This window comes from Bradyrhizobium sp. 154, from assembly GCF_023073875.1.
GTDB lineage: Bacteria > Pseudomonadota > Alphaproteobacteria > Rhizobiales > Xanthobacteraceae > Bradyrhizobium.
This window is the reverse complement of the sequence record NZ_JADPKG010000113.1, coordinates 34,426-57,170: the sequence shown is the minus strand read 5'-3', so window position 1 is coordinate 57,170 and position 22,745 is coordinate 34,426. Positions and strand designations below refer to the sequence as shown.

Below are 22,745 nucleotides of genomic sequence, written 5' to 3'. Positions count from 1 at the left end.
GGCAGAAGCACCGTCAGCAGGCCGGCGACGAGCATGGCGTCCGCCAGCAACAATTCGAGAATCAGCAGCACGGCTCAGAACCGCTCGGGCCGCAGCAGCGCGTAGGTGAGATAGGCCAGGAGGCCGAACGAAACGGCACCGGCGAGGGCATAATCGAAGATCATGATCCGCTCCGTCACAGCCGTTCGCAGGTATAGGTGTAGCCGATCGCGAGCGCGAACAGGCCGAAGGCCAGGGCCAGCATCACAATGTCCATCATGGAGATACTCCTCGTTGCGCCCTGATGTCAGGCGCAACCGCTTCTCGGGGATCCGACGAGCTCGAAGGAAACGCAGGCGCATTTCCGCGGGGCTCCGGCCGGGACTTTTGACCGCGCTGAAGTGACACCACGGGCATAGGTTTTCGAGATGAGGCCCATGGCGACGTTATAGGAATCTCATAAAGGCCGTAGCCGCCACACCGACATATCATTCCGGGCGATCGTTCCGGACAGGCACGCGGCGATGCAATCCGATCATCGCTTGCGCTGCCGATCGTTACGTCAGGCGGACTCCGGGGTTTCCAAAAAGCCCTGCTTCTATAAGTCTCCACCTGCGGCGCAGCCGACAGTCGCATCTGTCGCTCCTACCCGGAAGACTCCATGCACTTATGAAATCCATATATCTCTCGCCCGATCCTCATCTCGCTTTCAAATACCCTCCCGGCCATCTTGGCAATGCCGGCCGACTGACCGACGCAAATTCCAGGAGGCCTGATATGACCGCCTCACTCCGACGCCTTGACCCGCCTTCCCTGAGCGAGCGGCTTCGCGCGGCACCGGCGATGACACGGGCGCTGATGCTCGACATCATCGAGCACGCCTGCCGGCGCGTTCCCTCGCTCGGGCAAAGCGAACGCACCACACGGATCGTGCGCCTGATCGACGTCGAGGCCTGGGCCGATGCGGCGCTGGCGCTGGTGGAGCTCGAGCTGCCGAGGTGGCAGGTCCGCCGTATCGCCTATGACGAGGGCGAGTGGCATTGCGCGCTGTCGCGCGAACGCGAGTTGCCGGACTGGCTCGACACCGCGGTCGAGGCGCGCCATGTCGACCTTTCGCTTGCCCTGCTGTCGGCCTTCGCTGAAGTCCGGACCGAGCGTGCGGAGACACCGCGACCGAGCGTTTCTTCTGTCCGTCCGCTGCGAGAGCCACTCTACCAGCCGATCACGTGCGACAATTTCGGCTAGACGCTCCTAATGGAAGGACACCAGAAATGTCGACGCTGCGCAGAGCCCGGCTCAAACGTATCGTCCGGCATGGGCTCGCCGTCCTCTCGATGGGCAGCGTGCTCACAGCGCTGATCGCGCTGAGGACAGCAATTCTGTGCCTCGCGAGATAACGCATGATCGGACTCAAGATCATCATCCTGGCATTGATGGCTGCACTGCTGCTCGGCATGCGCATCGGCGCGGCGCCCGCCCCGGACAAGTAGCATGCATCCCTTCAAGGGACACCTGGAGCACGTGATCACCACGACCGTCCTGACCAAAGCGTTGAGCCTGATCTGGGGCGCGATCCTGACGCTCGTGATCACGCTTCTGGCACGCAGGCTCGGCGCCTAGCTGCTCACGGGCCATGCGCATGGCGATCGACCGCGAATAGACCACGTCTGCCTATGAGGCGAGCAACCGGGCACGCAGCGCAGTACGCGATGCCCAGTTGAGGCGGCATATCCCGCGGAAAAGACTCGGCCGATCTGGCGCAATTTCACGGAACCGTGTAGAGCGGTTTTATGAGCACAAGCAGCGTCAACGTGGTCGCCCACCCCCTGGTCCAGCACAAGCTCTCCTTGATGCGCGAGAAGGACCGCTCGACCAAGAGCTTTCGCGAGATCCTGAACGAGATCGGGATGCTGCTCGGCTACGAGGTGACGCGCGACCTGCCGCTGGAGCTGGTGGACATCGAGACGCCGATCGCCCCGATGCAGGCGCCGAAGATCGCCGGCAAGAAGCTCACCCTGGCGCCGATCCTGCGCGCGGGCGTCGGCTTCCTCGACGGCATGCTGGCGCTGATGCCCTCGGCGCGCATCGCTCATATCGGGCTCTACCGCGACCCCGAGACGTTGCAAGCCGTGGAATATTACTTCAAGGCACCGCAGGACCTGTCCGATCGCACCGTGATCCTGATGGATCCGATGCTGGCCACCGGCAATTCGGCCTGCGCCGGCGCGTCCCTGCTCAAGGCGCGCGGTGCCCGCGACATCCGCTTCGTCTGCCTCTTGGCCGCGCCCGAGGGCATCGCGCAGTTCCAGAGCGAGCATCCCGACGTGCCGGTCTGGACCGCCGCCATCGACGAGCGGCTCAACGACCACGGCTATATCGTGCCGGGCCTGGGCGATGCCGGCGATCGGATGTTCGGCACCAAGTAGACAGCTTTGCACGATCGGGTTACTCCGATTGCATGCTGATCGACAGATGTTCGCTGCAATCGCTGCTCCCGACCGAGACCGCCAGTCGCGTCCTCATGTTCGATGGCACGCCGATCTCGCGTGCGGAGCTCTCAGGAAGGATCGAGCAGACCGCCGCCTGGCTGGCCGCGCAGGGCATCGGGAGGGGCGACGTCGTCGCCGTCTGGCTGGTCAACCGGATCGAATGGCTCGCACTGCTGTTCGCCGCCGGCCGCCTGGGCGCGGTCGTCGCCGCCGTCAATACGCGCTATCGCAGTGCGGAGGTCGCGCATCTGCTCCGCCTGTCCGGTGCCAAGCTGATGGTGGTCGAGGCCGCGTTCCGCTCGATCGATTTTGCCGCCATTCTCGCCGGTGTCGCCAAGGACGAGGTGCCCGCGCTGCAACAGCTTGCCGTGGTGGGCAAGACCGCGATCCCCGCGCAATGGCCGAGTGTGCGGTTCGATGCCTTCGACAGGTCTTATCCGCCTGCCCCGCCGGCTCAGGAGGACGTCGATCTGCCCGTCCTGCTGTACACGACATCGGGCACGACGAAGGGCCCGAAGCTCGTCGCCCATTCGCAGCGGACGCTGGCGACGCATGCCGCGTCCGTCGCCAAGGCGCTGCAGCTTGATCCGCAGCGCCATTCGCTGCTGGCGATGCTGCCGTTATGCGGCACTTTTGGCATGACAAGCATGCTCGGTTTCATCGCAGCGGGCGCGACCATCCATGTACTCGATGCTTTCGAGGCGGCGCCGGCCGTGAGGATCCTCGGCGAGTGCAGGATCACGCATTCGTTCGGCTCGGACGAGATGTTCCGCCGCATCCTCGCGCTCACCGATGCACCACGACCGTTTCCGCATCTCGAAATCTGCGGCTTCGCCGCATTCCAGCCCGGCTGGCGCGAGTTGGCCGCGGAGGCCGAAGTGCGCGGTATGCCGCTGTTCGGCTTGTACGGTTCGAGCGAGGTGCAGGCGCTGTTCTCGATCGGCCGCGGCAGCGATGCCTTCGCCGATCGCATCGAAGGCGGCGGCTGGCCGATGTCGCCGGACGCGAAAATCCGCATCCGCGATGTCGAGACCGGCGAGCTTGCGGCCCGGGGCGGCTCCGGCGAGATCGAGATCAGCGCGCCGTCATGCTTCCTCGGCTACTTCAACAATCCCGAGGCGACGCGGGAAGCGATCACCGCCGATGGCTTCTTCCGCACCGGCGACATCGGCCGGCTGCGCGGGGATGGTTCGTTCGTCTACGAGACCCGTGCCGGCGATGCGATGCGGCTCGGCGGCTTCCTGGTCGCGCCCGGCGAGATCGAAGACGAGCTCAAATCGTGCGCGGGTGTCGCCGACGCCCAGGTGGTCGCGATCGACCTGAAGGGACAGGCCCGCTGCGTCGCCTTCGTAATTCCAGCTGGAGAGCCACCACGACAGGAAGCGCTAATCGCCCATGTGCGCGAGCGGCTCGCCGGCTACAAGGTGCCGGCGCGGGTCTATGTCGTGGATGCCTTCCCCGTCACCGACAGCGCCAATGGCGTCAAGATTCAGCGCGCCCGGCTTCGTGCCATGGCCATGGACCGGATCGCCGCTGAATAGGAACAGCCTTTTGAGCTTGCGCCCGAAGGTCGCTCAGTAAGACTTGGCGAGGCCAAGCACCTTTTCCGCGATGAAGCTGAGCGCGAGCTGCGGACTGACCGGCGCGATGCGCGGAATCAGGATCTCGCGCAAATAGCGCTCGACATGGAATTCCTTGGCATAGCCGAAGCCGCCATGGGTCATCACCGCCTGCTCGCAAGCCGAGAAGCCTGCCTCGCCAGCGAGATACTTTGCCGCATTGGCGGCGGCGCCGCAGGGCATGCGCTTGTCGTATTGCCAGGCCGCCGACATCACCATCAGCCAGGCCGCCTCGAGCTCGACCCAGTTCACCGCCAGCGGATGCTGGATGCCCTGATTCTTGCCGATGGGCCGGTTGAACACCACACGCGTCTTGGCGTATTCGGTCGCACGCGATAGCGCGAGCTTGCCGAGACCGACCGCTTCCGCCGCGATCAGGATACGCTCCGGGTTCATGCCTTCGAGGATGTACTCGAAGCCTTTGCCTTCCTCGCCGATCCGATCCTCCATCGGGATTTCAAAATCCTCGAAGAACAGCTCGTTGGAATCGACGATCTTGCGGCCCATCTTCTCGATCTCGTGGACCTTAATCTTGTTGCGGTCGAAATCGGTGTAGAACAGGCTGAGGCCGTGGGTCGGCGAGCGCACCTGTTCCAGCGGGGTGGTGCGCGCCAGCAGCAGGATCTTGTGCGCGACCTGCGCGGTCGATATCCACACCTTCTGGCCGTTGACGATGTAGCGATCGTTCTTGGCGACCGCGCGGGTCTTGAGCTGGGTGGTGTTGAGACCGGTGTTGGGCTCGGTAACCGCGAAACAGGCTTTCTCGCGACCCTCGACCATCGGCGGCAGCATGCGCTTGCGCTGCTCCTCGGTGCCGAACACGACGACGGGGTTGAGTCCGAACACGTTGATATGCACCGCGGACGCGCCGGACATGCCGGCACCTGATTCCGCGATGGTGCGCATCATGATCGCGGCTTCGGTAATGCCTAGCCCGGAGCCGCCATACTCCTCCGGCACGCAGATGCCGAGCCAGCCGGCATCTGCCAGCGCCTTGTGAAAGTCGTGCGGGAAGCCGCCGTCGTGATCCTTCTTCAGCCAATAGGCATCGGGAAAGCCTTCGCAGATCTTGGCGATGGCGTCGCGAATGGCTTCCTGCTGATCGGTGAGCGCGAAATCCATGTTCTTGATCTCCGTGCTAGGAGCCGCGGCGACTCACGTGCCCGATCTTTGAGCCCACCCAACCGGCGATGGAAGATTGCCGCGCCGGACCTTCCCTCGCTTGCGTTCTTTAGCTCGAAAAACTCAGTACAGATACGTGAATTTGCCTGCCAAGTGCGTGTACCATGCATAGGGTCATGCGGCGCGACGGTGCGAGCGCGTCGTTATTTCGCAAGGAGGGAAACCGCGATGGCCGGACTTTATTTCGAGGACTTCTCCGTAGGCCAGGAGTTCAGGCATCCGCTGACCCGGACCGTCACGGAGATGGACAACACCATGTTCAGCCTGCTGACGCTCAATCCGCAGCCGCTGCACATCGATGCGCATTTCGCCGAGAAGACCGAGTTCGGCCAGCGCATTTTCAACAGTCTTTACACCCTCGGTATCATGATCGGCATGACGGTCTATGATACGACCCTCGGGACCACTGTTGCCAATCTCGGCATGACCGACGTCACTTTTCCAAAGCCGGTCTTCCACGGCGACACGTTGCGGGCGACGACGAAGGTGCTTTCGTTGCGGGAATCGAAATCGCGCCCGAGGGCAGGCATCGTCGAGTTCGAGCACCACGCCCTCAACCAGAACGACGAGATCGTCGGCAAATGCCGGCGCATGGCGATGATGCACAAGAGGCCGGTCTGATGCGTTCGATGCTGTTCGTGCCGGGTGATTCCCCGCGCAAATTCGAGAAAGCGAGCGAAGGCAAGGCCGACGCGCTGATCATAGACCTCGAGGATTCCGTCGTCGCCGAGAAGAAGGAGCAGGCGCGCGGGTTGACGCTGGAGATGCTGAAGGGCTCTCGCGGCCCGCACCAGCTCTATGTCCGTGTCAACGCGCTCGACACCGGCATGACGCTTGTCGATCTCGCCACGGTGATGCCGGGCAAGCCCGACGGCATCGTGCTGCCGAAATCGCAAGGCGGCGACGATGTGCGGCAGGTGGCGACCTGGCTCGAAGCGTTCGAGGCGGCGGCCGGCATCGCGGTCGGCGCGACGCGCATCGTCTGCGTCGCGACGGAGACCGCCGGCTCCATCTTCGGGCTTGGCAGCTACAAAGGCTGCTCCCCTCGCCTCGCTGGACTGATGTGGGGTGCCGAAGATCTCTCGGCTTCGCTCGGCGCCACCGAGAAAGCCTCGGGCGGCGTGTTCCACAGCCCCTATCGGCTCGCGCGCGATCTCTGCCTGATGGCGGCGGCCGCGGCCGAGGTTGCGCCGATCGACACCGTCTATACCGACATTGACAATCTCGCCGGCCTCGACGCCGAGACGCGCGCGGCACGGCGCGACGGTTTTGCAGCCAAGGCGCTGATCCATCCCAAGCATGTCGATGTCGTCAACGCGGCCTTCGAGCCGACGGAGGCCGAACGCACATGGGCGGAGAAGGTAATCGCGGCATTCGCGAGCAATCCGAATGCCGGCACGCTGCGGCTCGACGGCCAGATGATCGACAAGCCGCATCTTCGCGCCGCGAAGAAGATCCTGGGCCAACCCTAGATCGCCGTCACTTCGGCTGACCGCGCGGGCGACCTTCAACCTGCCGAAGGTGTGTCGGTTGAAGCCGCGCCGTCAGTCGAACCCCTGAACGGGCGGAGCCGAGGTCTGCGCCGGCACGGCAGGCTCGGCTTGAACCGGCGGGGTCGGGTTGCCGGCAGCGCTCGTCTGGCCATTGGCAGCCATCGCCTCGCGCGTGCGCGGTGGGACGCGGGTCGCGGCAGCGCGACGTGGCGGCTGCGGGTGTCTTGCCGACTGCGAACCACTCAGGCCCCAGGACCGGGCGATCGAAGGTCCGGCGGTGTAACCAACCAACGCTCCGGCGACGGCTCCGACCGGGCCAAGTACGACCGCACCGGATAAGGCGCCGAGCGCTGCATCGCCCGCGCGCTCCTGCGCAACTGCGCTCGCCGGCACACAAGCCAGCATTGCAATAGCGGTGATCACAGCCTTGTTCATCGGAGCGCCTCCCTCGCGGCAGATCACTCCTGCTCAAATATGGCCGTACCAAGTTCGCTTGCCGGCCAACCAAGGGCAATCGATGGAACTCGGCGTTCGCAGCTCTTGCGCCCTCAACCGGGGCTCCACGCGGGCCACTCAGAGCAACTGCTAGACGATCCTGATCGACACGTCCGGCAGGCCCTCGAGCTTGCACAACAGCACGTCGCCCTTCACCACCGGGCCGACATTCTCCGGCGTGCCGGAATAGATGATGTCGCCCGCCTTCAGCTCGAACGCTTCCGACAGCTTTGCGATCTGCTCGGCGACGCTCCAGATCATCTTGCTGAGATCGGAGTTCTGCCGGACGGCGCCGTTGACTGCCAGCGAAATCGCACCCTTCTCGAAATGGCCGGTCTTGCTTGCCGGGTGAATCGGACCGAGCACGGCCGCATGATCAAAGCTCTTGCCGATCTCCCAGGGCTTCTTCTCCGCGGCCATGCCGTTCTGAAGATCGCGCCGGGTCATGTCGAGCCCGAGCGCATAGCCATAGACATGGTCGAGCGCCTTCTCGACCGGAATGTTGGTGCCGCCCGATTTCAGCGCCGCAACCAGCTCGACCTCGTGATGATAGTTCTTGGTCAGCGACGGATAGGGATGATCGGCGACCTCGCCGATCGCGACGTTCTGAATCGCGTCGGTCGGCTTCTGGAAGAAGAACGGCGGCTCGCGGTTCGGATCCGAGCCGCGCTCGATCGCGTGCGCCGCGTAATTGCGCCCGATGCAGTAGATGCGGCGCACCTGAAACACCTGGGTCTCACCGACGATCGGGATCGTCACCATCGGCACCGGAAAGATCGGCTTGGGTCCGGCCTGCGCGGCGGCCGGTGCGACCCCGGTCATCGAAACGGCGGTAGCCGCCGCAGCGGTTGCGAGCAAATCACGTCGCGTGGGTGAGGTCATCTCGGATGCTCCCTTTGCCTTTGCTTGGGCAGCGTCATGCGCGCCGATCCGGCTGATAGTCGATATTTGGTGTGCCAGCAACATGGATCGGCGCGGCTTGCTGGATACCGCGCGGTGCGAACCCGCTAACGGACGAAACGGTTGCCAGCGGCGGCACTGCTTGGTTCGGGCGCGGGAGCGACTCTCACGACCGCCGTTAGCGGGGCGCCATTGCGCAGCAGGACGAGTTTGACTTCCTCGCCGATGCGCGCAAGGCCGATCGTGTTGCGGAGCTGGGCGGCGGTGCGGATCGGGCGGTCGTCGGCCCTGATGATGATATCGCCCTTGCGCAGGCCTGCCTGTTGCGCCGGCGAATCCGCCGCAATGTCCGCGATGACGGCACCTTCGTTGAATCCCTTGTTGACTGATGGATGCAAGTCCTTCAGCGAAATGCCGATCCGGCCGCGCTCGACGCGGCCCTTGGCGACGATCTGCTCCATCACCTTCCGCGCCATGTTGACGGGAATTGCAAATCCGATGCCGACATTGCCGCCGGCAGGCGAGATGATGGCCGAGTTGATGCCCACCAGTTCTCCGCGCAAGCTGACCAGCGCCCCGCCGGAATTGCCGGGATTGATCGCAGCATCGGTCTGGATGAAGTCCTCATAACCCTGCTTGCCGAGTCCGGTCCGGCCCAGCGCGCTGACGAGGCCGGACGTCACGGTCTGGCCGAGGCCGAATGGGTTGCCGATCGCAAGCACGAAATCGCCGACTTCGAGCGCGTCGCTGTCGCCGAAGGAAAGCGCCTTGAGCCCGGCCGGGCTCTGGATCTGGAGCACCGCAACGTCCGTCGGCGGATCGCGGCCGATGACCTTCGCCGAGAACTGCCGGCCGTCCTTGGTGGTGATCTGAACGGCGGAGGTGCCATCGACCACGTGATTGTTGGTGAGTACGTAGCCGCGCTGTGCATCGACGATGACCCCCGAGCCGGTCGCGTTGACCTCCTTCTCGATCTGCCGGGGGACGTCGAAGAACTCGCGGAAGAGCGGGTCGCGATAGAGCGGATTGTCCTCGCGCACACGGCCATGCACGGAGATGTTGACCACGGCCGGCGTCACCTGACGCACCAGCGGCGCCAGGGTCGGCACAGAGCCGCCCGTCTTCAGGTCCGGAATTTGGCCAGCGGCGGGCTGCGATGCCGTGAGCGTCAGCAACAGCAACGCCAGCGAAAGCAAACGCACAGCATTCATCTTCGTCACCTGCCGCCTAGCCCAGAATGGAAGAACTTTGTGGCCTCAGTCACGCGGCGCGGCGGTGAGACCGTGCATGGCCAGATAAGGAACGGCGAAGGCCGCCGAGGCCTGACCGATCAGCACGAGCGTCAGAACAGTGTGCGTGAGCATCATGCGGCTCGCCTCTCGGCGGCGGCCCAGGGCCGCCGCAACCGCATCGGGACGCCGCCCCCGCGCGGCGGGTCGTCATTGTCATTGTCGCCGTCGAGCCGGCGCAACGCCGTCAGAATATCGACGAGCCGCACGGTGTGGCTCATGCCTGGTATCTCGCGCAGCGCGGGACAGGATTCGACCGCGTACATGTCCGAGGCCCAGGATGACAGGATGATCCGCTTCTCCGGCGTGGAGAGCTCCTCTGCATTCAGGACGTCGGCAGGCGAGTCGTAATGGGCAGCGGGATGAAACAGCGGGCTGAGAGTGCCGGCATTGGTGTTCACGTTGGTCATCGGTCCTCCCCTCATGCTCCTTTCCAAGGGACGGGTTTGTTGACGATGGACGGCGGCGCCGACCGCCGCCGTCCGCGATTGATGCTAATGAGTGTTGATCGCGATGCGCTTGACGCCTTCGCGTGCTTTTTCCGACTTCGGCAGCGACACGGTCAGGACGCCATTCTTGAACGACGCCTCGGCCTTGTCCTCCTCGACGCCCTCCAGCGGGATCTGCCGCTCGAAAGCACCATAATAGCGCTCGGTAAAGTACCTGCCTTCGCCGTTGCGCTCGGCTTTTTTCTCGCCGCGGAGCGTCAGGACGCCATTGGCGATCTCGACCTGGACGTCCTTCTCCTCCAGTCCGGGAAGTTCGGCCGAAACGGTCAGCGTCTTGTCGGTCTCGCTGAGCTCGACCTTTGGCCAGCCGAAACGGCCCTCCATCAGCGGCGACAGGCTGGTCCCGCCGAAGCCGCGGAAGACATCGTCGAACAGACGGTTCATCTCGCGATGAAGCGTCAGGAACGGATCGAAGTTATCGCGCGCAGGCGCGAGCTCCTGGTTCCTCGACCAGGGAATGAGATCACGAAAAGCCATGGTTCTCTCCTCCATGCATCGGGGAACGCGGCGCGCATCCTAGCGCCGCGTTCCGCCGTTCGCCCGATCGAATGCTTAGGCTGCTTTCTTCTGCTCGATCTGCGATGCCGCAGGTGTGCCGCCGTTGATCGCGATCCGGCGCGGCTTCATGGCTTCCGGAACCTCGCGGACGAGGTCGATGATCAGGAGCCCGTCCTGGAAGGAGGCCTGCTTCACCTGGACATAATCGGCGAGGTTGAACACGCGCCGGAAAGGACGCGCGGCGATGCCCTGATAGAGGTACTCGCGCGGGGCGCCCTCGGGCTTTCTGCCTTCGATCGTGAGCGCGTTCTGTTCGGCCGTCACCGTGATGTCGTTGGCGCCGAAGCCCGCCACGGCAAGGCTGATCCGGTAATGATCTTCGCCGGAACGCTCGATGTTGTAGGGGGGATAATTGTCCTCGGTCGCCTGGCGCAGCGTGCTGTCGACGAGGTCGGCCAGGTGGTCGAAGCCGATGGTGGAGCGCCACAGGGGCGCGAAGTCGAAACTGGTCCTCATAACCAAGTCCTCCAAAGAGCAAGATGGATACGAAGGAGCGCAAGGCGGGGATTTCAGACGGGTCCGAAAAGACCAGCCCGGCGCCCGTGCCGGACCCGATTCTGGCATCCGGCACACCGCTCTCGCGGCGAAAAACGACTTAGAAAAAGCGATATCAGTTTCAAGGGGGCTGCCACAAATTTTTTGTGCCCCACCCTGGTTGATGCTCGGCTGACGGCCCGCCCCCTCCCTGCCCGCGACCACCGGCGGCGGGTGGCCCGGAAGCCCCCGGGATCGATCGCGGGGTAAAATAGAGATAAATTGGCGAGCTTGGCAAAGACCAGGGTTGCCTCTTATGCATCCGGACCGGCAACGCATGACGAAGCACCGGGCCGCATACGACAGCGGGGGATACGGAACGCACCCAACCGGTCGCGCAGCGGCATGCGCGCTGACGATTGCGCTGCTCGCAGCCGCAACGATGTGCGCGGCGCGCGCCGGCGACGGGCCCGTCGTGGCGGCGGAATTGAAGGCGATCGGAACGGTCGATACGCGCTTTCAGTCCTACAACATCGAAATGGTGGAGGTGACCGGCGGACGGTTCTGGAAGCCCTATCCGCGAACGGCACGGACCTTCGACCAGCGGGATCGTTACAGCGCAAGACCGCCGATCGATCTGACCAATGCACGCCTGCGCCTGCTCGCCGCCGCCTTGTCGCCGGCCTATCTGCGCGTGAGCGGCACCTGGGCCAATGCGACGTTCTTGGCCGACCCGCCGGGAAAGCCGCCGCCGGGGTTCAACTCCGTCCTCAGCCACGACCAGTGGCGCGGCGTCGTCGAGTTCGCGCGCGCGGTCGATGCCGAGATCGTCACCTCGTTTGCGATCAGTCCTGGCAGCCGCGATGCCGATGGCGTGTGGAAACCGGATCAGGCGCAGCAGCTCATCGACACCACGCGCGCGCTGGGCGGCCGCATCGCCGCCGCCGAATTCATGAACGAGCCGACGCTCGCAGCGACCAACGGCGCACCCGCCGGCTATGACGCGACCGCCTATGGCCGCGACTTCAAGATCTTCCGCGACTGGGTGCGGCGCGAGGCGCCTGAGACCTTGATCCTCGGTCCAGGCTCCGTTGGCGACGCGCCATCGCCATCCGGGGCGGGCATCACCACGCGCGATCTGCTCGCTGCATCCGGTTCGGGGGTCGACCGCTTCTCCTATCACCACTACAACACGATCTCGCCGCGCTGCGGCGGGCACGATGATCCGGCGCAGGCGCTCTCGGAAGGATGGCTGGCACGCACGGATGCGACACGCGCGACCTACCAGGCGCTGCGCGACACATTCGAGCCGGGCAAGCCGATCTGGCTGACTGAGACGGCTGATGCGGCCTGCGGCGGCAACCGATGGGACGGGACGTTTCTCGACACGTTCCGCTATCTCGACCAGCTCGGACGCCTGGCGAAGGCCGGCGTCCAGGTAGTGATGCACAACACCCTCGCTGCCAGCGACTACGGTCTGCTCGACGAAGCCACGTTCCGGCCGCGGCCGAGTTACTGGGCTGCGCTGCTCTGGCGGAGGCTGATGGGACCGACCGTGCTCGATGCAGACAGGGCCGCTTCGCCAGATCTTCATCTCTACGCCCATTGCCATCCGACCATGGCAGGTGCGGTGTCGCTGCTCGCGATCAACACGTCGCGCCGCGCCTCGCGCCCGCTGACGCTCTCGGACTCAGCCGAGCGGTACGCACTGCATGCGGCGCGTTTGCAAGGCACGGTTGTGCAGCTGAACGACAAGACGCTCGCGCTGACTGCCGATGGCAGATTGCCCCGGCTTGACGCGCACGCAGCACCGGCAGGAGCAATCCGGCTCGCGCCCGCGACCATCACCTTCCTGGTGTTTCCGAACGCGGCAAATCCCGCCTGCTTGCCGCGACGATGAGGCGGCCGAGCCGGCCGCCATAGTGCCCGATGATCGCGCCGCCGATCAGCCGCGCCGTGAAGCCGACCGCATAGCTCGAGAACGCCGCGAGCGTGCCAACATGCGCGGTCGTCGAGTTCTCCGCTGGCGCAGAGACCCTGTCGCTGCCGTGCCCTGCCGTCGATTCCGGTGCGCATCATGGCCAAATCGCGCTGGAATGAGCACCGATGCTCCAAACTCATGTCCTGCACGGACCCTGACTGCCGAATCCGACCTCTCATTCGCCATTGACAAACTCATTTGCTATTATCTAACCTGCAGCCACAACGACCAGCCGTGCCAAGCGGCCAATAAGCGAGGGAACGACGATGAGAGGGCTTTTGGCCTGCGCCATGCTCGCGGCCATGACGTCTGCTGCTACTGCACAAGTCTCGGACGACGCGGTCCGGATCGGCGTGCTGACGGACCTGTCGAGCTGGGGCCGCGACAACAGCGGGCCTGGCTCGGTCGAAGCCGCCAAGATGGCGGTGGAGGAATTCGGGCCGACCGTGCTCGGCAAGCCGATCGAGATCATCAGCGCCGACCACCAGATGAAGACCGACGTCGGCGTGCAGATCGTGCGCGGCTGGTTCGACAACGGCAAGGTCGACGCTGTCGTCGACATCCCCAATTCCGGCATCGCCATCGCCGTTCACAACATGGTGCGCGAACGCAACAAGATCGCTCTGCTCTCCGGCCCCGGCGCGAGCTCGCTGACCGACGAGCTGTGCAGCCCCAACACCGTGCATTTCACCTACGACACCTACGCGCTGTCGAAGGTGACGGCCTCCGCCGTGATCAAGGAAGGCGGCAAGTCCTGGTATTTCATCACCGCCGACTACGCCTTCGGCCAGCAGCTCGAGAAGGACGCAACCCGCTTCATCAACGAGATGGGCGGCAAGGTGCTCGGCGGCGTCAAGCACCCGACCAATACCGCCGATTTCTCCTCCTTCGCGCTCCAGGCGCAGAGCTCGAAGTCCGACGTGGTCGCGTTCGCCAATGCCGGCCAGGACACCGATAACGCCATCAAGCAGTCGGGCGAATTCGGCCTGGTGCAGGGCGGCCAGAAGCTGGTCGGCCTGTTGATGTTCGACACCGACGTGCACGCGATCGGCCTCAAGGCCGCGCAGGGCACCTATATGACCACGGCCTCATACTGGGCCATGGACGAGGCGACCCGGGCCTGGTCGAAGAAGTTCTACGAGCGCACCAAGGTGATGCCGACCATGATCCAGACCGGCGTCTACGGCTCGGTGCTGCATTATCTCAAGGCCATCAAGGCCGCCGGAACCGACGATTCGGCCAAGGTCATGGCCAAGATGCGCGAGCTGCCGGTCGAGGATACATTCGTCCATGGCGGACGCTTGCGCGAGGACGGTCGCGTCATCCGCGACATGTATCTCGCCAAGGTGAAGTCGCCCGAGCAGTCCAAGGAGCCGTGGGACTATCTGGACATCGTCAAGACCGTGAAGGGCGAGGACGCCTTCCGCCCGGTCTCCGAGTCCAAATGTCCGCTCTTGAAGAAGTGAGATCCAGATGACCGGCAGCGACCAAAGCACAATTGAGACTTACGAGTGCGATGTGCTCGTGGCCGGATCGGGCGCCTCCGGCATGTCGGCGGCAATCACCGCGCGTTATCGCGGCCTCGACGTACTCATTGTCGAGAAGGAGCCGCGCTTCGGCGGCACCACCGCCCGCTCCGGCGGCTGGCTCTGGATTCCCGGCACCTCGCTTGCCAGGGCTTACGGCATCGAGGAGACGCCGGAGCAGGCCCGCACCTATCTCCGCCACGAAGCCGGCAACAATTACGACGCCGCGCGGGTCGATGCATTCCTCAGCGCCGGCCCCGAAGCGGTCGATTTCTTCACTACCAAGACCGCGCTGCGCTTCGACATGCCGCTAGTGTTTCCCGACTACCATGCCGAGGCGCCCGGCGGTGTGCAGGGCGGCCGCTCCATGGTCACGCGCCCATTCGACGGCCGCGAGCTCGGCGACCTCATCAAGACCCTCGGCATGCCCCTGCCCGAACTGACCGTGTTCGGGATGATGCTCGGCTCCGGCAAAGAGATCATCCACTTCATGCGCGTGACGAAGTCGCTGACCTCCGCGGCCTATGTCGCCAAGCGCCTGTCACGTCATCTCATGGACGTGCTGCGCTACGGCCGCGGCATGACGCTCACCAACGGCAATGCGCTCGCAGGACGGCTGGCGAAATCCGCGCTCGACCTGAAGATTCCGATGTGGCTGTCCTCGCCGGTGCGCGAGCTCTCGGTCGAGAACGGTACCGTGACCGGCGCAATCGTTGCGCGCGAGGGACGCGATGTGCGCGTCCGCGCGCGCCAGGGCGTCGTGCTTGCCTGCGGTGGCTTTCCGCACGATGTCGAGCGGCGCAGAAAGATGTTTCCACATGCGCCGACGGGCAAGGAGCACTATTCGCCGGGCCCGACCGGCAACATTGGTGACGGCCTGCGCCTTGCGGAAAGTGCCGGCGGCCATGTCGAGGATCGCCTGCCGAACGCTGCCGCCTGGGTGCCGGTGTCGCTGACCACGCGCAAGGACGGCTCGAAGGGCGTGATGCCGCATTTCATCGACCGCGCCAAGCCCGGCGTGATCGCGGTGATGCGCGACGGCAAGCGCTTTACCAATGAGGGCAATTCCTATCACGACTTCGTCCAGGCCATGGTGAAGGCGGCCAAGCCCGGAGAAGAGATCGCGGCGTTTCTGGTCTGCGATCACAAGACGCTGCGCAAATACGGTCTCGGCTGCGTGCCGCCCTTCCCGATGCCGCTCGGGCATCACCTCAAGACCGGCTACCTCATGCGTGGCGACACGCTGGAAGCGCTCGCGGCGAAGGCCGGGATCGATGCCAAGGCGTTCACCGAGACCGTCAAGCAATTCAATGCGACCGCACCACAGGGCCAGGATGCCGCCTTCGGCAAGGGCTCGAAGGCCTATAATCGCTACCAGGGCGATGCGCTGCACGGCCCGAATCCCTGCGTCGCGCCGATCGAGAACGGCCCGTTTTACGCCATCAAGATGGTGATCGGCGATCTCGGCACTTATGCCGGCGTCGTCACCGACGAGAACGCGCGCGCGCTCGACGCCGAAGGCCGGGTGATTCCGGGGCTCTATGCCGCCGGCAACGACATGGCGAGCATCATGGGCGGCAACTATCCCGGCGCCGGCATCACGCTTGGGCCGGCGCTGACCTTCGGCTACATTGCCGGACGACACCTTGCCGACAGCGCCGCCAAGTGCGAGGCGGCGTAAGCGGACGCACGTCAGGAGGCGCATGAAGAGAGCAAGCCGCGGCATCCAGTCGATCGAGGTCGGCGGAGAACTGCTCCGCGCGCTCGCAAGGAGCGGCGAGCCGATGATGCTGCGCGATCTCGCCCGCGAAGCCGGCATGACGCCGGCCAAGGCGCATCCCTATCTCGCCAGCTTCTCACGCATCGGATTGATCGAGCAGGACGAGACCACCGGCCGCTACGAGATCGGCGCGCTGGCGCTGGAGCTCGGCCTGATCAGCCTGCGCCGCCTCTCCGGTGTGCGCATCGCACGTCCCAGGATCGCTAGCCTCGCAAGCCAGATCGGCCACGCGGTCTCGCTCGCGGTCTGGGGCACGCACGGTCCCACCGTGGTGCAACTGGAAGAGCCGGCCCAGCCCGTCCACATCGTGATGCGGGCCGGCTCGGTGATGGCGTTGCTGGAGACCGCGACCGGCCGGGCCTTCGCGGCATTCCTGCCGGAGAAGACGATCAGTGCCGCGCTGGAGAGCGGCCTCGATCGCCACGGCGTCGGCTACAATCCCAAGCGCGCGGTGAAAGGCGCGAAGATCGCCGAGATGCTCACGGAGGTCCGCAAGCATGGCCTCGCCCGCGCGCTCGGCGATCCTCTGCCCGGCGTCAATGCGTTCGCAGCACCGGTCTTCGATCATTCCGGCCATGTCGCGCTCGTCATCACCGCGATGGGCCCGGAAGGCACGTTCGACGCGCGCTGGGACAGCCCGATCGCGCATGCGCTGCGCGACTGCGCCGGCGCCATCTCGAAGCGGCTGGGTTACGGGATGACGGTTGCGGCGGAGTAAGAGGCAAACCGCCGCCTGACAACTGCTGTCATGCCCCGCGAACCGAAGAGGCATCCAGTACGCTGCGGCCTCTCGGTTCAATCGCAGGAGTCACGGAGTACTGGATCGCCCGGCCCCGTCTCCGCCAAGGGCTTCGCCGGGCACCTCAGTATTGGGCCGGCGAAGCGTCAGCGAAGACGGCAAGCCCAGCGATACAGCGCGTGTGGGACGACCTTTCCAGCCCTACTTCTCCTTCACCGGCACCGTGTAATTCAGGATCAGCCGGCCGCCATCCGGATAGATCGTCTGCCCGGTGATGTAGGAGGCATCGTCACTGGCCAGGAACGCCACGACCGAGGCGACCTCGCTCGGCTCGCCGCCGCGCCCGGCCGGCGTGCGCGATAGCACGGTCTTGCGCGCATCCTCGGACGTATAAATCGCCGAAGCCACCATGTCGGTCAGGATCGTGCCGGGCCCGACCGCGACGACGCGGATGTTGTGCGGGGCGAGCGCGACGGCGGCGACCGAGGTCAGCTGCTTCATGCCGCCCTTGGAGATGGCGTAGGTCGCGAGCGTCGGAATCGCCAGCAGCGCGTTCACCGAGGACATGTTGATGATGACCCCGCCGCCGCCCTGCGCGATCATCTGCTTCGCCGCCGCCTGCACGCCGAAGAACGCGCCTTTCAGATTGATGGCGATGACGTCGTCGAAATCCTGCTCGGAGATATCGAGAATGTCCTGATTGCGGGCCACGCCGGCATTGTTGACCATGATGTCGAGCCGGCCGAATTCCTTGGCAGCAATTGCGACAAGATGATTCACGTCCGCGCGCGCGGCGACATTGGCGGCCACGGTGCGCAAGGCATCCGGCCGTCCGAGCTCGGCCGCCGTGGCGGCCAAGGCCTCGGCATCGACATCCGAGATGACGACCTTGACGCCGTCGTCCAGGAATCTCTTCGCGCAAGCCTTGCCGATGCCGCGCGCCGCGCCGGTGATGGCGGCGACCTTGCCGGATAGCTTCATGGGTTCACTCCAGGACTTGTGACGATCTCACGGACGCGTTCACGCAAAGATGCGCGGGCGCAGTCCGGCATGAAACCAGGTGATCATGGAATAGATGTCATAGACCGGCAACCCGACCTCGGCCTGGAGCGCTGCGGCGTAAGGCGGCATGTTGGTGCATTCGAGCACGATGGCGCCGACGTCCGGATTCTCCGCGATGAGCTGCTTGCCAGCTTCGACCACGTCGCGCTCGGCTTGCGCCACGTCCATGTCGTCCTTCTCGGCCTTGATCAGGACGCGAAAAAACTCCTTGCCGTTTTCGGTGCCGACCAGCGGCGTATCGAGCGGCACGCCGGCACCTTCGAGATGGGCGGGCGAGAGCGTCGAGCCCGACACCGTGACGAGGCCGACGCGCTTGCCGGGCGGCAAGGTCGCCTGCACCCACGGCACCTGCATCAGCGACGAGGTCGCAACCGGCACGCCGACGGCGGCCGCGATTTCCTTCTGGAACAACGAGAGGAAGCCGCAATTGGTGGTGATGGCTTCGGCCCCGAGCCGCACCAGGTCTTTCGCGGCATCGATGAAATCGGGCAGCAGGCCGGCTGCGCCCTTCAGCACCACCTTCTCCGGCGAAGCGCCACTCACCACGCGATAAAGCACGGGGAACGGCCAGGTCGTGCCGTTGCCCATGTCGCCGGGGATGCGCGGAAAGCGCGCTTCCAGCATCAAAATACCGAGCGGCGCGCCATAGATGGCCTTGCCGCCACGGGCAATGCGGGAGGACGAATTGGCTGGAGGAGTCATGGTGCGATCTCAGAGGAAACGATCGGGTGCGAACGGCGCCAGCGGAATCTCAGGCTGCTTGCCGCTGAGGAGCTGCGCGACCAGACGGCCGGTACGCGCCGAGCCGACCAGGCCGATGTGGCCATGGCCGAAGGCATAGACGATATCGCGTGAGGCCCGCGCATGGCCGATGCAGGGCCGTCCATCCGGCATGCTCGGACGATGACCGAGCCAGGTCTTGATGCGCGAGGCTGGCATGTCCTTCGGCAGCTTGGGGAACATGCTGATGAGGTGGTTGCGCAGGATTTCGGCTCGCTTCCAGTTTGGCGCGGCTTCGAGGCCGGCGATCTCGACCGTGCCGGCAGCGCGCAGGCCCCTGTCGGTCCAGTTCACCACCATCTTGGCATCGGACGCCATCATCGAGCTGCGCGGCCCCGATTCCGGGTTCTCGATCATGACGTGATAGCCGCGTTCGGTCTCGAGCGGCAGCGGATCGCCGAGGGACGCAGTAAGTTGCTTCGAGCGGGCGCCCGCCGCCACCACTGCGGCATCGCACGCGATCTCGCCGGTCTCGGTGACGACGGCGACGAGCTTGTCGCCGGAGAGTTTTAGCCCTGTCGCCTTGGCGCGCACGTGCTTCGCACCGCTGGCGAGCGCGTGATTGGCGAGCGCTGCGACATAGGCGCCGGGATTGCGGCAGCGGCCGGCCTCCTCCACCACCACGCCAAAGGTATAGCGCGGATGCAGGTCCGGCTCGCGCTGGCGCATCTCGTCCGCGTTAAGCTCGAGCCATTCGACACCGACGCGCTTGCGCAGGCGCCAGCCGAGATCGCTATCGAAGTTGCCGCGCGACGGGAACACGTGCATCACGCCGTTGCGCTCGATCAGTTCAGGCACGCCCGCCTCCTCCGCGAGCTTTTTGTGCAGCAGCGGTGCGTCCTTCAGCAGGTCGCGCAGCGCAAAGGCGGTCTTCTCGACCCGCGTCTCGGTCCAGCCCGAGAGCAGATACTTGATCAGCCAGGGCAGCGCTTTCGGCAGATAAGACCAGCGGATCGCGAGCGGGCCGAGCGGATCCATCAGATAACCCGGTACCTTCTTCCAGACGCCCGGCTCGGCCGGCGGGATCACCGAATGCGAGGACAGCCAGCCGGCATTGCCATAGCTTGCCGCCTGCTCGCCACCGGGCTGGCCCGGATCGATCAGCGTGACGCGATGGCCCTCGCGCAGCGCCTCGATGGCGCTGATCACGCCGATCGCGCCGGCACCGATGATGGCGACGTGGCGGCCGGTCGCCATCGCCTAAGCCTTCGCCGCCGGCACAAAGTCCTTGCCGACCGAGATCGCGCGCGGATCGATGATGCAGTGGAGGATCGACGGCTTGCCCGAGGCGAGCGCGCGCTCGAACGCCGGTGCGAACTGCTCCGTGCGCTCGACGCGCTCGCCATGGCCGCCGAACGCTTTCGCGTACATCGCGAAATCAGGGTTCTTGAGCTGGGTGCCGACGACGCGGCCGGGATAATCCCGCTCCTGGTGCATGCGGATGGTGCCGTATTGCGAATTGTCGACGATGATGACGATCAGCGGTGCGTCATACTGCACGGCGGTGGCGAACTCCTGGCCGTTCATCAGGAAGCAGCCGTCGCCGGCAAAGGCGACGACGACGCGGTCGGGATATTGCCGTTTTGCCAGCACGCCCGCCGGCACACCATAGCCCATCGAGCCCGAGGTCGGCGCGAGCTGCGCGGCAAAGCTGTGGAAGCGGTGATGGCGATGAATCCAGCCGGCATAATTGCCGGCGCCGTTGCAGATGATCGCGTCCTTGGGCAGGCGGTCGCGCAGCCAGGTCATGATCTGGCCGTACTGGAACGTGCCCGGCAGCTCGCGCGCCTCCTCGGTCCAGGCGAGATAATCGGCATGCGCCTTCGCCGCTTCGCCCTTCCAGGCCAACGTCCCGGCGGGCTTCAGCGTCTCGACGGCCGCCGCGAACGCAGCGGGTGTCGCCTGGATCGCCAGCGCCGGCTGATAGACGCGGCCGAGCTCTTCGGAGCCCGGATGCACGTGGATCAGCTTCTGCTGCGGGGTCGGAATGCCGAGCAGCGTGTAGGACGAGGACGGCATCTCCGACATGCGGCCGCCGATGAGCAGAATGACGTCGGCGCCCTCGATGCGCGCCTTCAGGCCCGGGCTCGGCCCGATGCCGAGATCGCCGGCGTAATGCGAATGGTCGGCATCGATCAGCGAAGCCCGGCGGAACGAGGTCGCCACCGGCAGGTCGAAGCGCTCGGCAAAGCGGGCGACGCTCTTGGTCGCCTCATCCGTCCAGCGCGAGCCGCCGAGAATGACCATCGGCGCCTTGGCGCCGGCGAGCATGTCGCCGAGCTTCTCGATATCGGCAGGGGCCGGCCAGCTCACCGCCGGCTCGATGCGCATGGCGTCGGCAACCGCCGCGGTCTCGGTCAGCATGTTCTCCGGGAGCGCGATCACGACGGGACCAGGGCGGCCCTGCATGGCGACACGGAAGGCGCGCGCGACCAGCTCCGGAATGCGGTCGGGGCGATCGATCTCGACGGCCCATTTCGCTATGGTGCCGAACACGGCCTTGTAGTCCAGCTCCTGGAACGCCTCGCGCTCGCGCATGCCGGTATCGACCTGGCCGACGAACAGGATCATCGGCGTCGAATCCTGCATCGCGATGTGGACGCCGTGGCTGGCATTGGTCGCGCCGGGCCCGCGCGTGACGAAGCAGATTCCGGGGCGGCCGGTGAGCTTACCGTAGGCCTCCGCCATCATCGCAGCGCCGCCTTCGGCGCGGCAGATCACGACATCGATCGGGCTGTCGTGCAGCGCATCGAGGGCCGCCAGATAGCTCTCACCCGGCACGCAGGTGACGCGCTCGACGCCCTGGGCGACGAGCTGATCGATCAGGATCTGGCCCCCGGTGCGGGTGTTGCGAATGGTCATGACGGCTCCCTCAAGGCTTCGGCGATGCACTCTATTCGGGAACTGGGGTAGGACAGGCCGCGAAAGCGCGCAAGATCGAAAGGCTTCTCGCCGCCTGCGCAGCCGTCATGCCGGTCCCTGCCGTTTGCACTTCAGCCCCGTGCGACGGCCACCCCTGGAGTGGACCCGCAGATGATCAAGGGCTTCGCGATCGTCGTGATGGCGAGCTTAGAGGTCTTCCACTACGATCCGGTCAAATTGACTCGCCTGGAGCACCGGAATGCAAACCATCGGCCTGATCGGGGGCATGAGCTGGGAGAGCACTGCGTTCTATTACAGGCTCATCAACGAGCGGGTCCGCGACCGCGTGGGCAAGCTGCATTCGGCGCCGCTGCTGCTGTATTCCTACGATTTTCAGGAGATCAAGGAGATGCAGTATGCCGGCCGCTGGCGGGAGGCGGCGACGAGCCTGTCCGAGATCGCGCGGCGCCTCGAAAGCGCCGGCGCCCGGGCGATCGTGCTGTGCACGAACACGATGCACAAACTGGCGCCCGAGATCATGGCGAGCGTCACCGTGCCGTTCATTCACATCGGCGATGCGACGGCGGAGCGGATCCGGGCGAAGGGATACCGGCGGGTCGGACTGCTCGGCACCAGGTTCACGATGGAGGAAGACTTCTACATCGACCGATTGCGCGCGCACGATCTCGATGCCATGATTCCTCCCGCGGACGAGCGCGCCGAGGTGAACCGCATCATCTACGACGAGCTGTGCCTCGGGACTGTCGCTGCACCCTCGCGCCGTTGCTATCAAGGGGCAATGGCGGCGCTCGTCGAGCGCGGCGCGGAGTGCATCATCCTCGGCTGCACCGAGATCACGATGCTGGTCGGCCCTGACGATACCTCGGTCGAGACGTTCGACACGACCGCCATTCACGCCGAGACGGCCGCCGACTTCGCGATCGGGTGAATCTGTATCAAGTCCCGGCGACGGCAGCACGCCACCAGGCAGGCGGTGCTGGGGTGAAGCCCCTCTCTCCACGTCATTG

At 65.2% G+C, this 22,745-nt stretch carries 23 protein-coding genes; 11 read left to right on the top strand and 12 right to left on the bottom strand.

Going from position 1 to position 22,745, the window contains the following annotated elements; translation table 11 throughout:
* Positions 1–74: 74 nt before the first annotated feature.
* The gene (locus IVA92_RS28590; RefSeq protein WP_049823729.1) at positions 75–164 is read right to left on the bottom strand and encodes a K(+)-transporting ATPase subunit F; all 90 of its coding nucleotides are present in this window, start codon (positions 162–164) and stop codon (positions 75–77) included.
* Between the two features lie 592 nt (positions 165–756).
* Here IVA92_RS28590 and IVA92_RS28585 point away from each other — a divergent pair.
* From IVA92_RS28585 to IVA92_RS28575, 4 genes are all read left to right on the top strand, one after another.
* Positions 757–1,224, top strand: a complete 468-nt coding sequence (locus IVA92_RS28585) for a hypothetical protein (protein ID WP_247278326.1) — start codon at positions 757–759, stop codon at positions 1,222–1,224.
* Between the two features lie 246 nt (positions 1,225–1,470).
* Positions 1,471–1,599: a hypothetical protein gene (locus IVA92_RS35840; RefSeq protein WP_256464592.1), complete on the top strand. Its 129-nt coding sequence runs from the start codon at positions 1,471–1,473 to the stop codon at positions 1,597–1,599.
* A gap of 170 nt (positions 1,600–1,769) precedes the next feature.
* Entirely contained in the window at positions 1,770–2,405 is a 636-nt protein-coding gene (upp, locus tag IVA92_RS28580; RefSeq protein ID WP_130216606.1) for a uracil phosphoribosyltransferase, read from the top strand.
* A gap of 32 nt (positions 2,406–2,437) precedes the next feature.
* Complete coding sequence (locus IVA92_RS28575; RefSeq protein WP_247278325.1) at positions 2,438–4,009, top strand: AMP-binding protein; 1,572 nt, start codon at positions 2,438–2,440, stop codon at positions 4,007–4,009.
* Between the two features lie 33 nt (positions 4,010–4,042).
* Here the strand turns inward: IVA92_RS28575 and IVA92_RS28570 are convergent, their stop codons facing one another.
* Positions 4,043–5,209 carry an acyl-CoA dehydrogenase family protein gene (locus IVA92_RS28570; RefSeq protein ID WP_247278324.1) on the bottom strand — a complete coding sequence of 389 codons (1,167 nt, stop codon included), beginning with the start codon at positions 5,207–5,209 and terminating at the stop codon, positions 4,043–4,045.
* Positions 5,210–5,437: 228 nt separating this feature from the next.
* Here IVA92_RS28570 and IVA92_RS28565 point away from each other — a divergent pair, with 228 nt between their 5' ends.
* Positions 5,438–5,890: a MaoC family dehydratase gene (locus IVA92_RS28565; RefSeq protein WP_126255091.1), complete on the top strand. Its 453-nt coding sequence runs from the start codon at positions 5,438–5,440 to the stop codon at positions 5,888–5,890.
* Positions 5,890–6,741, top strand: coding sequence for a CoA ester lyase (locus tag IVA92_RS28560; protein ID WP_247278323.1), 852 nt, complete (start codon positions 5,890–5,892; stop codon positions 6,739–6,741). The genes IVA92_RS28565 and IVA92_RS28560 overlap by 1 nt, the downstream gene beginning before the upstream one ends.
* Positions 6,742–6,813: 72 nt before the next feature.
* On the opposite strand, the gene IVA92_RS28555 is transcribed toward IVA92_RS28560, so the two are convergent.
* From IVA92_RS28555 to IVA92_RS28530, 6 genes are all read right to left on the bottom strand, one after another.
* Positions 6,814–7,197, bottom strand: coding sequence for a hypothetical protein (locus tag IVA92_RS28555; protein WP_247278322.1), 384 nt, complete (start codon positions 7,195–7,197; stop codon positions 6,814–6,816).
* 150 nt (positions 7,198–7,347) lie between these two features.
* Positions 7,348–8,139 carry a fumarylacetoacetate hydrolase family protein gene (locus tag IVA92_RS28550; RefSeq protein ID WP_247278321.1) on the bottom strand — a complete coding sequence of 264 codons (792 nt, stop codon included), beginning with the start codon at positions 8,137–8,139 and terminating at the stop codon, positions 7,348–7,350.
* Positions 8,140–8,264: 125 nt separating this feature from the next.
* On the bottom strand, positions 8,265–9,368 hold the full coding sequence (locus tag IVA92_RS28545; protein ID WP_247278320.1) for a trypsin-like peptidase domain-containing protein: 1,104 nt from the start codon (positions 9,366–9,368) through the stop codon (positions 8,265–8,267).
* Positions 9,369–9,520: 152 nt separating this feature from the next.
* Entirely contained in the window at positions 9,521–9,856 is a 336-nt protein-coding gene (locus IVA92_RS28540; protein WP_247278319.1) for a hypothetical protein, read from the bottom strand.
* An 84-nt stretch (positions 9,857–9,940) separates the two neighbouring features.
* Positions 9,941–10,432, bottom strand: a complete 492-nt coding sequence (locus IVA92_RS28535) for an Hsp20/alpha crystallin family protein (RefSeq protein ID WP_247278318.1) — start codon at positions 10,430–10,432, stop codon at positions 9,941–9,943.
* Between the two features lie 75 nt (positions 10,433–10,507).
* Positions 10,508–10,969, bottom strand: a complete 462-nt coding sequence (locus IVA92_RS28530) for an Hsp20 family protein (protein WP_247278317.1) — start codon at positions 10,967–10,969, stop codon at positions 10,508–10,510.
* Between the two features lie 355 nt (positions 10,970–11,324).
* Here IVA92_RS28530 and IVA92_RS28525 point away from each other — a divergent pair, with 355 nt between their 5' ends.
* From IVA92_RS28525 to IVA92_RS28510, 4 genes are all read left to right on the top strand, one after another.
* Positions 11,325–12,887, top strand: coding sequence for a hypothetical protein (locus IVA92_RS28525; protein WP_247278316.1), 1,563 nt, complete (start codon positions 11,325–11,327; stop codon positions 12,885–12,887).
* Between the two features lie 347 nt (positions 12,888–13,234).
* Positions 13,235–14,434: an ABC transporter substrate-binding protein gene (locus tag IVA92_RS28520; RefSeq protein WP_247278315.1), complete on the top strand. Its 1,200-nt coding sequence runs from the start codon at positions 13,235–13,237 to the stop codon at positions 14,432–14,434.
* 7 nt (positions 14,435–14,441) lie between these two features.
* Positions 14,442–16,175, top strand: a complete 1,734-nt coding sequence (locus IVA92_RS28515; protein WP_247278314.1) for an FAD-dependent oxidoreductase — start codon at positions 14,442–14,444, stop codon at positions 16,173–16,175.
* Positions 16,176–16,197: 22 nt separating this feature from the next.
* Entirely contained in the window at positions 16,198–16,992 is a 795-nt protein-coding gene (locus tag IVA92_RS28510) for an IclR family transcriptional regulator (RefSeq protein WP_247278313.1), read from the top strand.
* Positions 16,993–17,214: 222 nt separating this feature from the next.
* Here IVA92_RS28510 and IVA92_RS28505 read toward each other — a convergent pair whose 3' ends face one another.
* From IVA92_RS28505 to IVA92_RS28490, 4 genes are read right to left on the bottom strand one after another with little or no spacing between them, the layout of a single operon-like run.
* The gene (locus IVA92_RS28505; protein WP_247278312.1) at positions 17,215–17,994 is read right to left on the bottom strand and encodes an SDR family oxidoreductase; all 780 of its coding nucleotides are present in this window, start codon (positions 17,992–17,994) and stop codon (positions 17,215–17,217) included.
* Positions 17,995–18,033: 39 nt separating this feature from the next.
* Positions 18,034–18,777 carry an aspartate/glutamate racemase family protein gene (locus tag IVA92_RS28500; RefSeq protein ID WP_247278311.1) on the bottom strand — a complete coding sequence of 248 codons (744 nt, stop codon included), beginning with the start codon at positions 18,775–18,777 and terminating at the stop codon, positions 18,034–18,036.
* Between the two features lie 9 nt (positions 18,778–18,786).
* Positions 18,787–20,052, bottom strand: a complete 1,266-nt coding sequence (locus tag IVA92_RS28495; RefSeq protein WP_247278310.1) for an FAD-dependent oxidoreductase — start codon at positions 20,050–20,052, stop codon at positions 18,787–18,789.
* 3 nt (positions 20,053–20,055) lie between these two features.
* Complete coding sequence (locus IVA92_RS28490) at positions 20,056–21,717, bottom strand: thiamine pyrophosphate-binding protein (protein WP_247278309.1); 1,662 nt, start codon at positions 21,715–21,717, stop codon at positions 20,056–20,058.
* A gap of 259 nt (positions 21,718–21,976) precedes the next feature.
* On the opposite strand from IVA92_RS28490, the gene IVA92_RS28485 reads away from it, so the two are divergent.
* Positions 21,977–22,666 carry an aspartate/glutamate racemase family protein gene (locus IVA92_RS28485; protein WP_247278308.1) on the top strand — a complete coding sequence of 230 codons (690 nt, stop codon included), beginning with the start codon at positions 21,977–21,979 and terminating at the stop codon, positions 22,664–22,666.
* Positions 22,667–22,745: the final 79 nt, after the last annotated feature.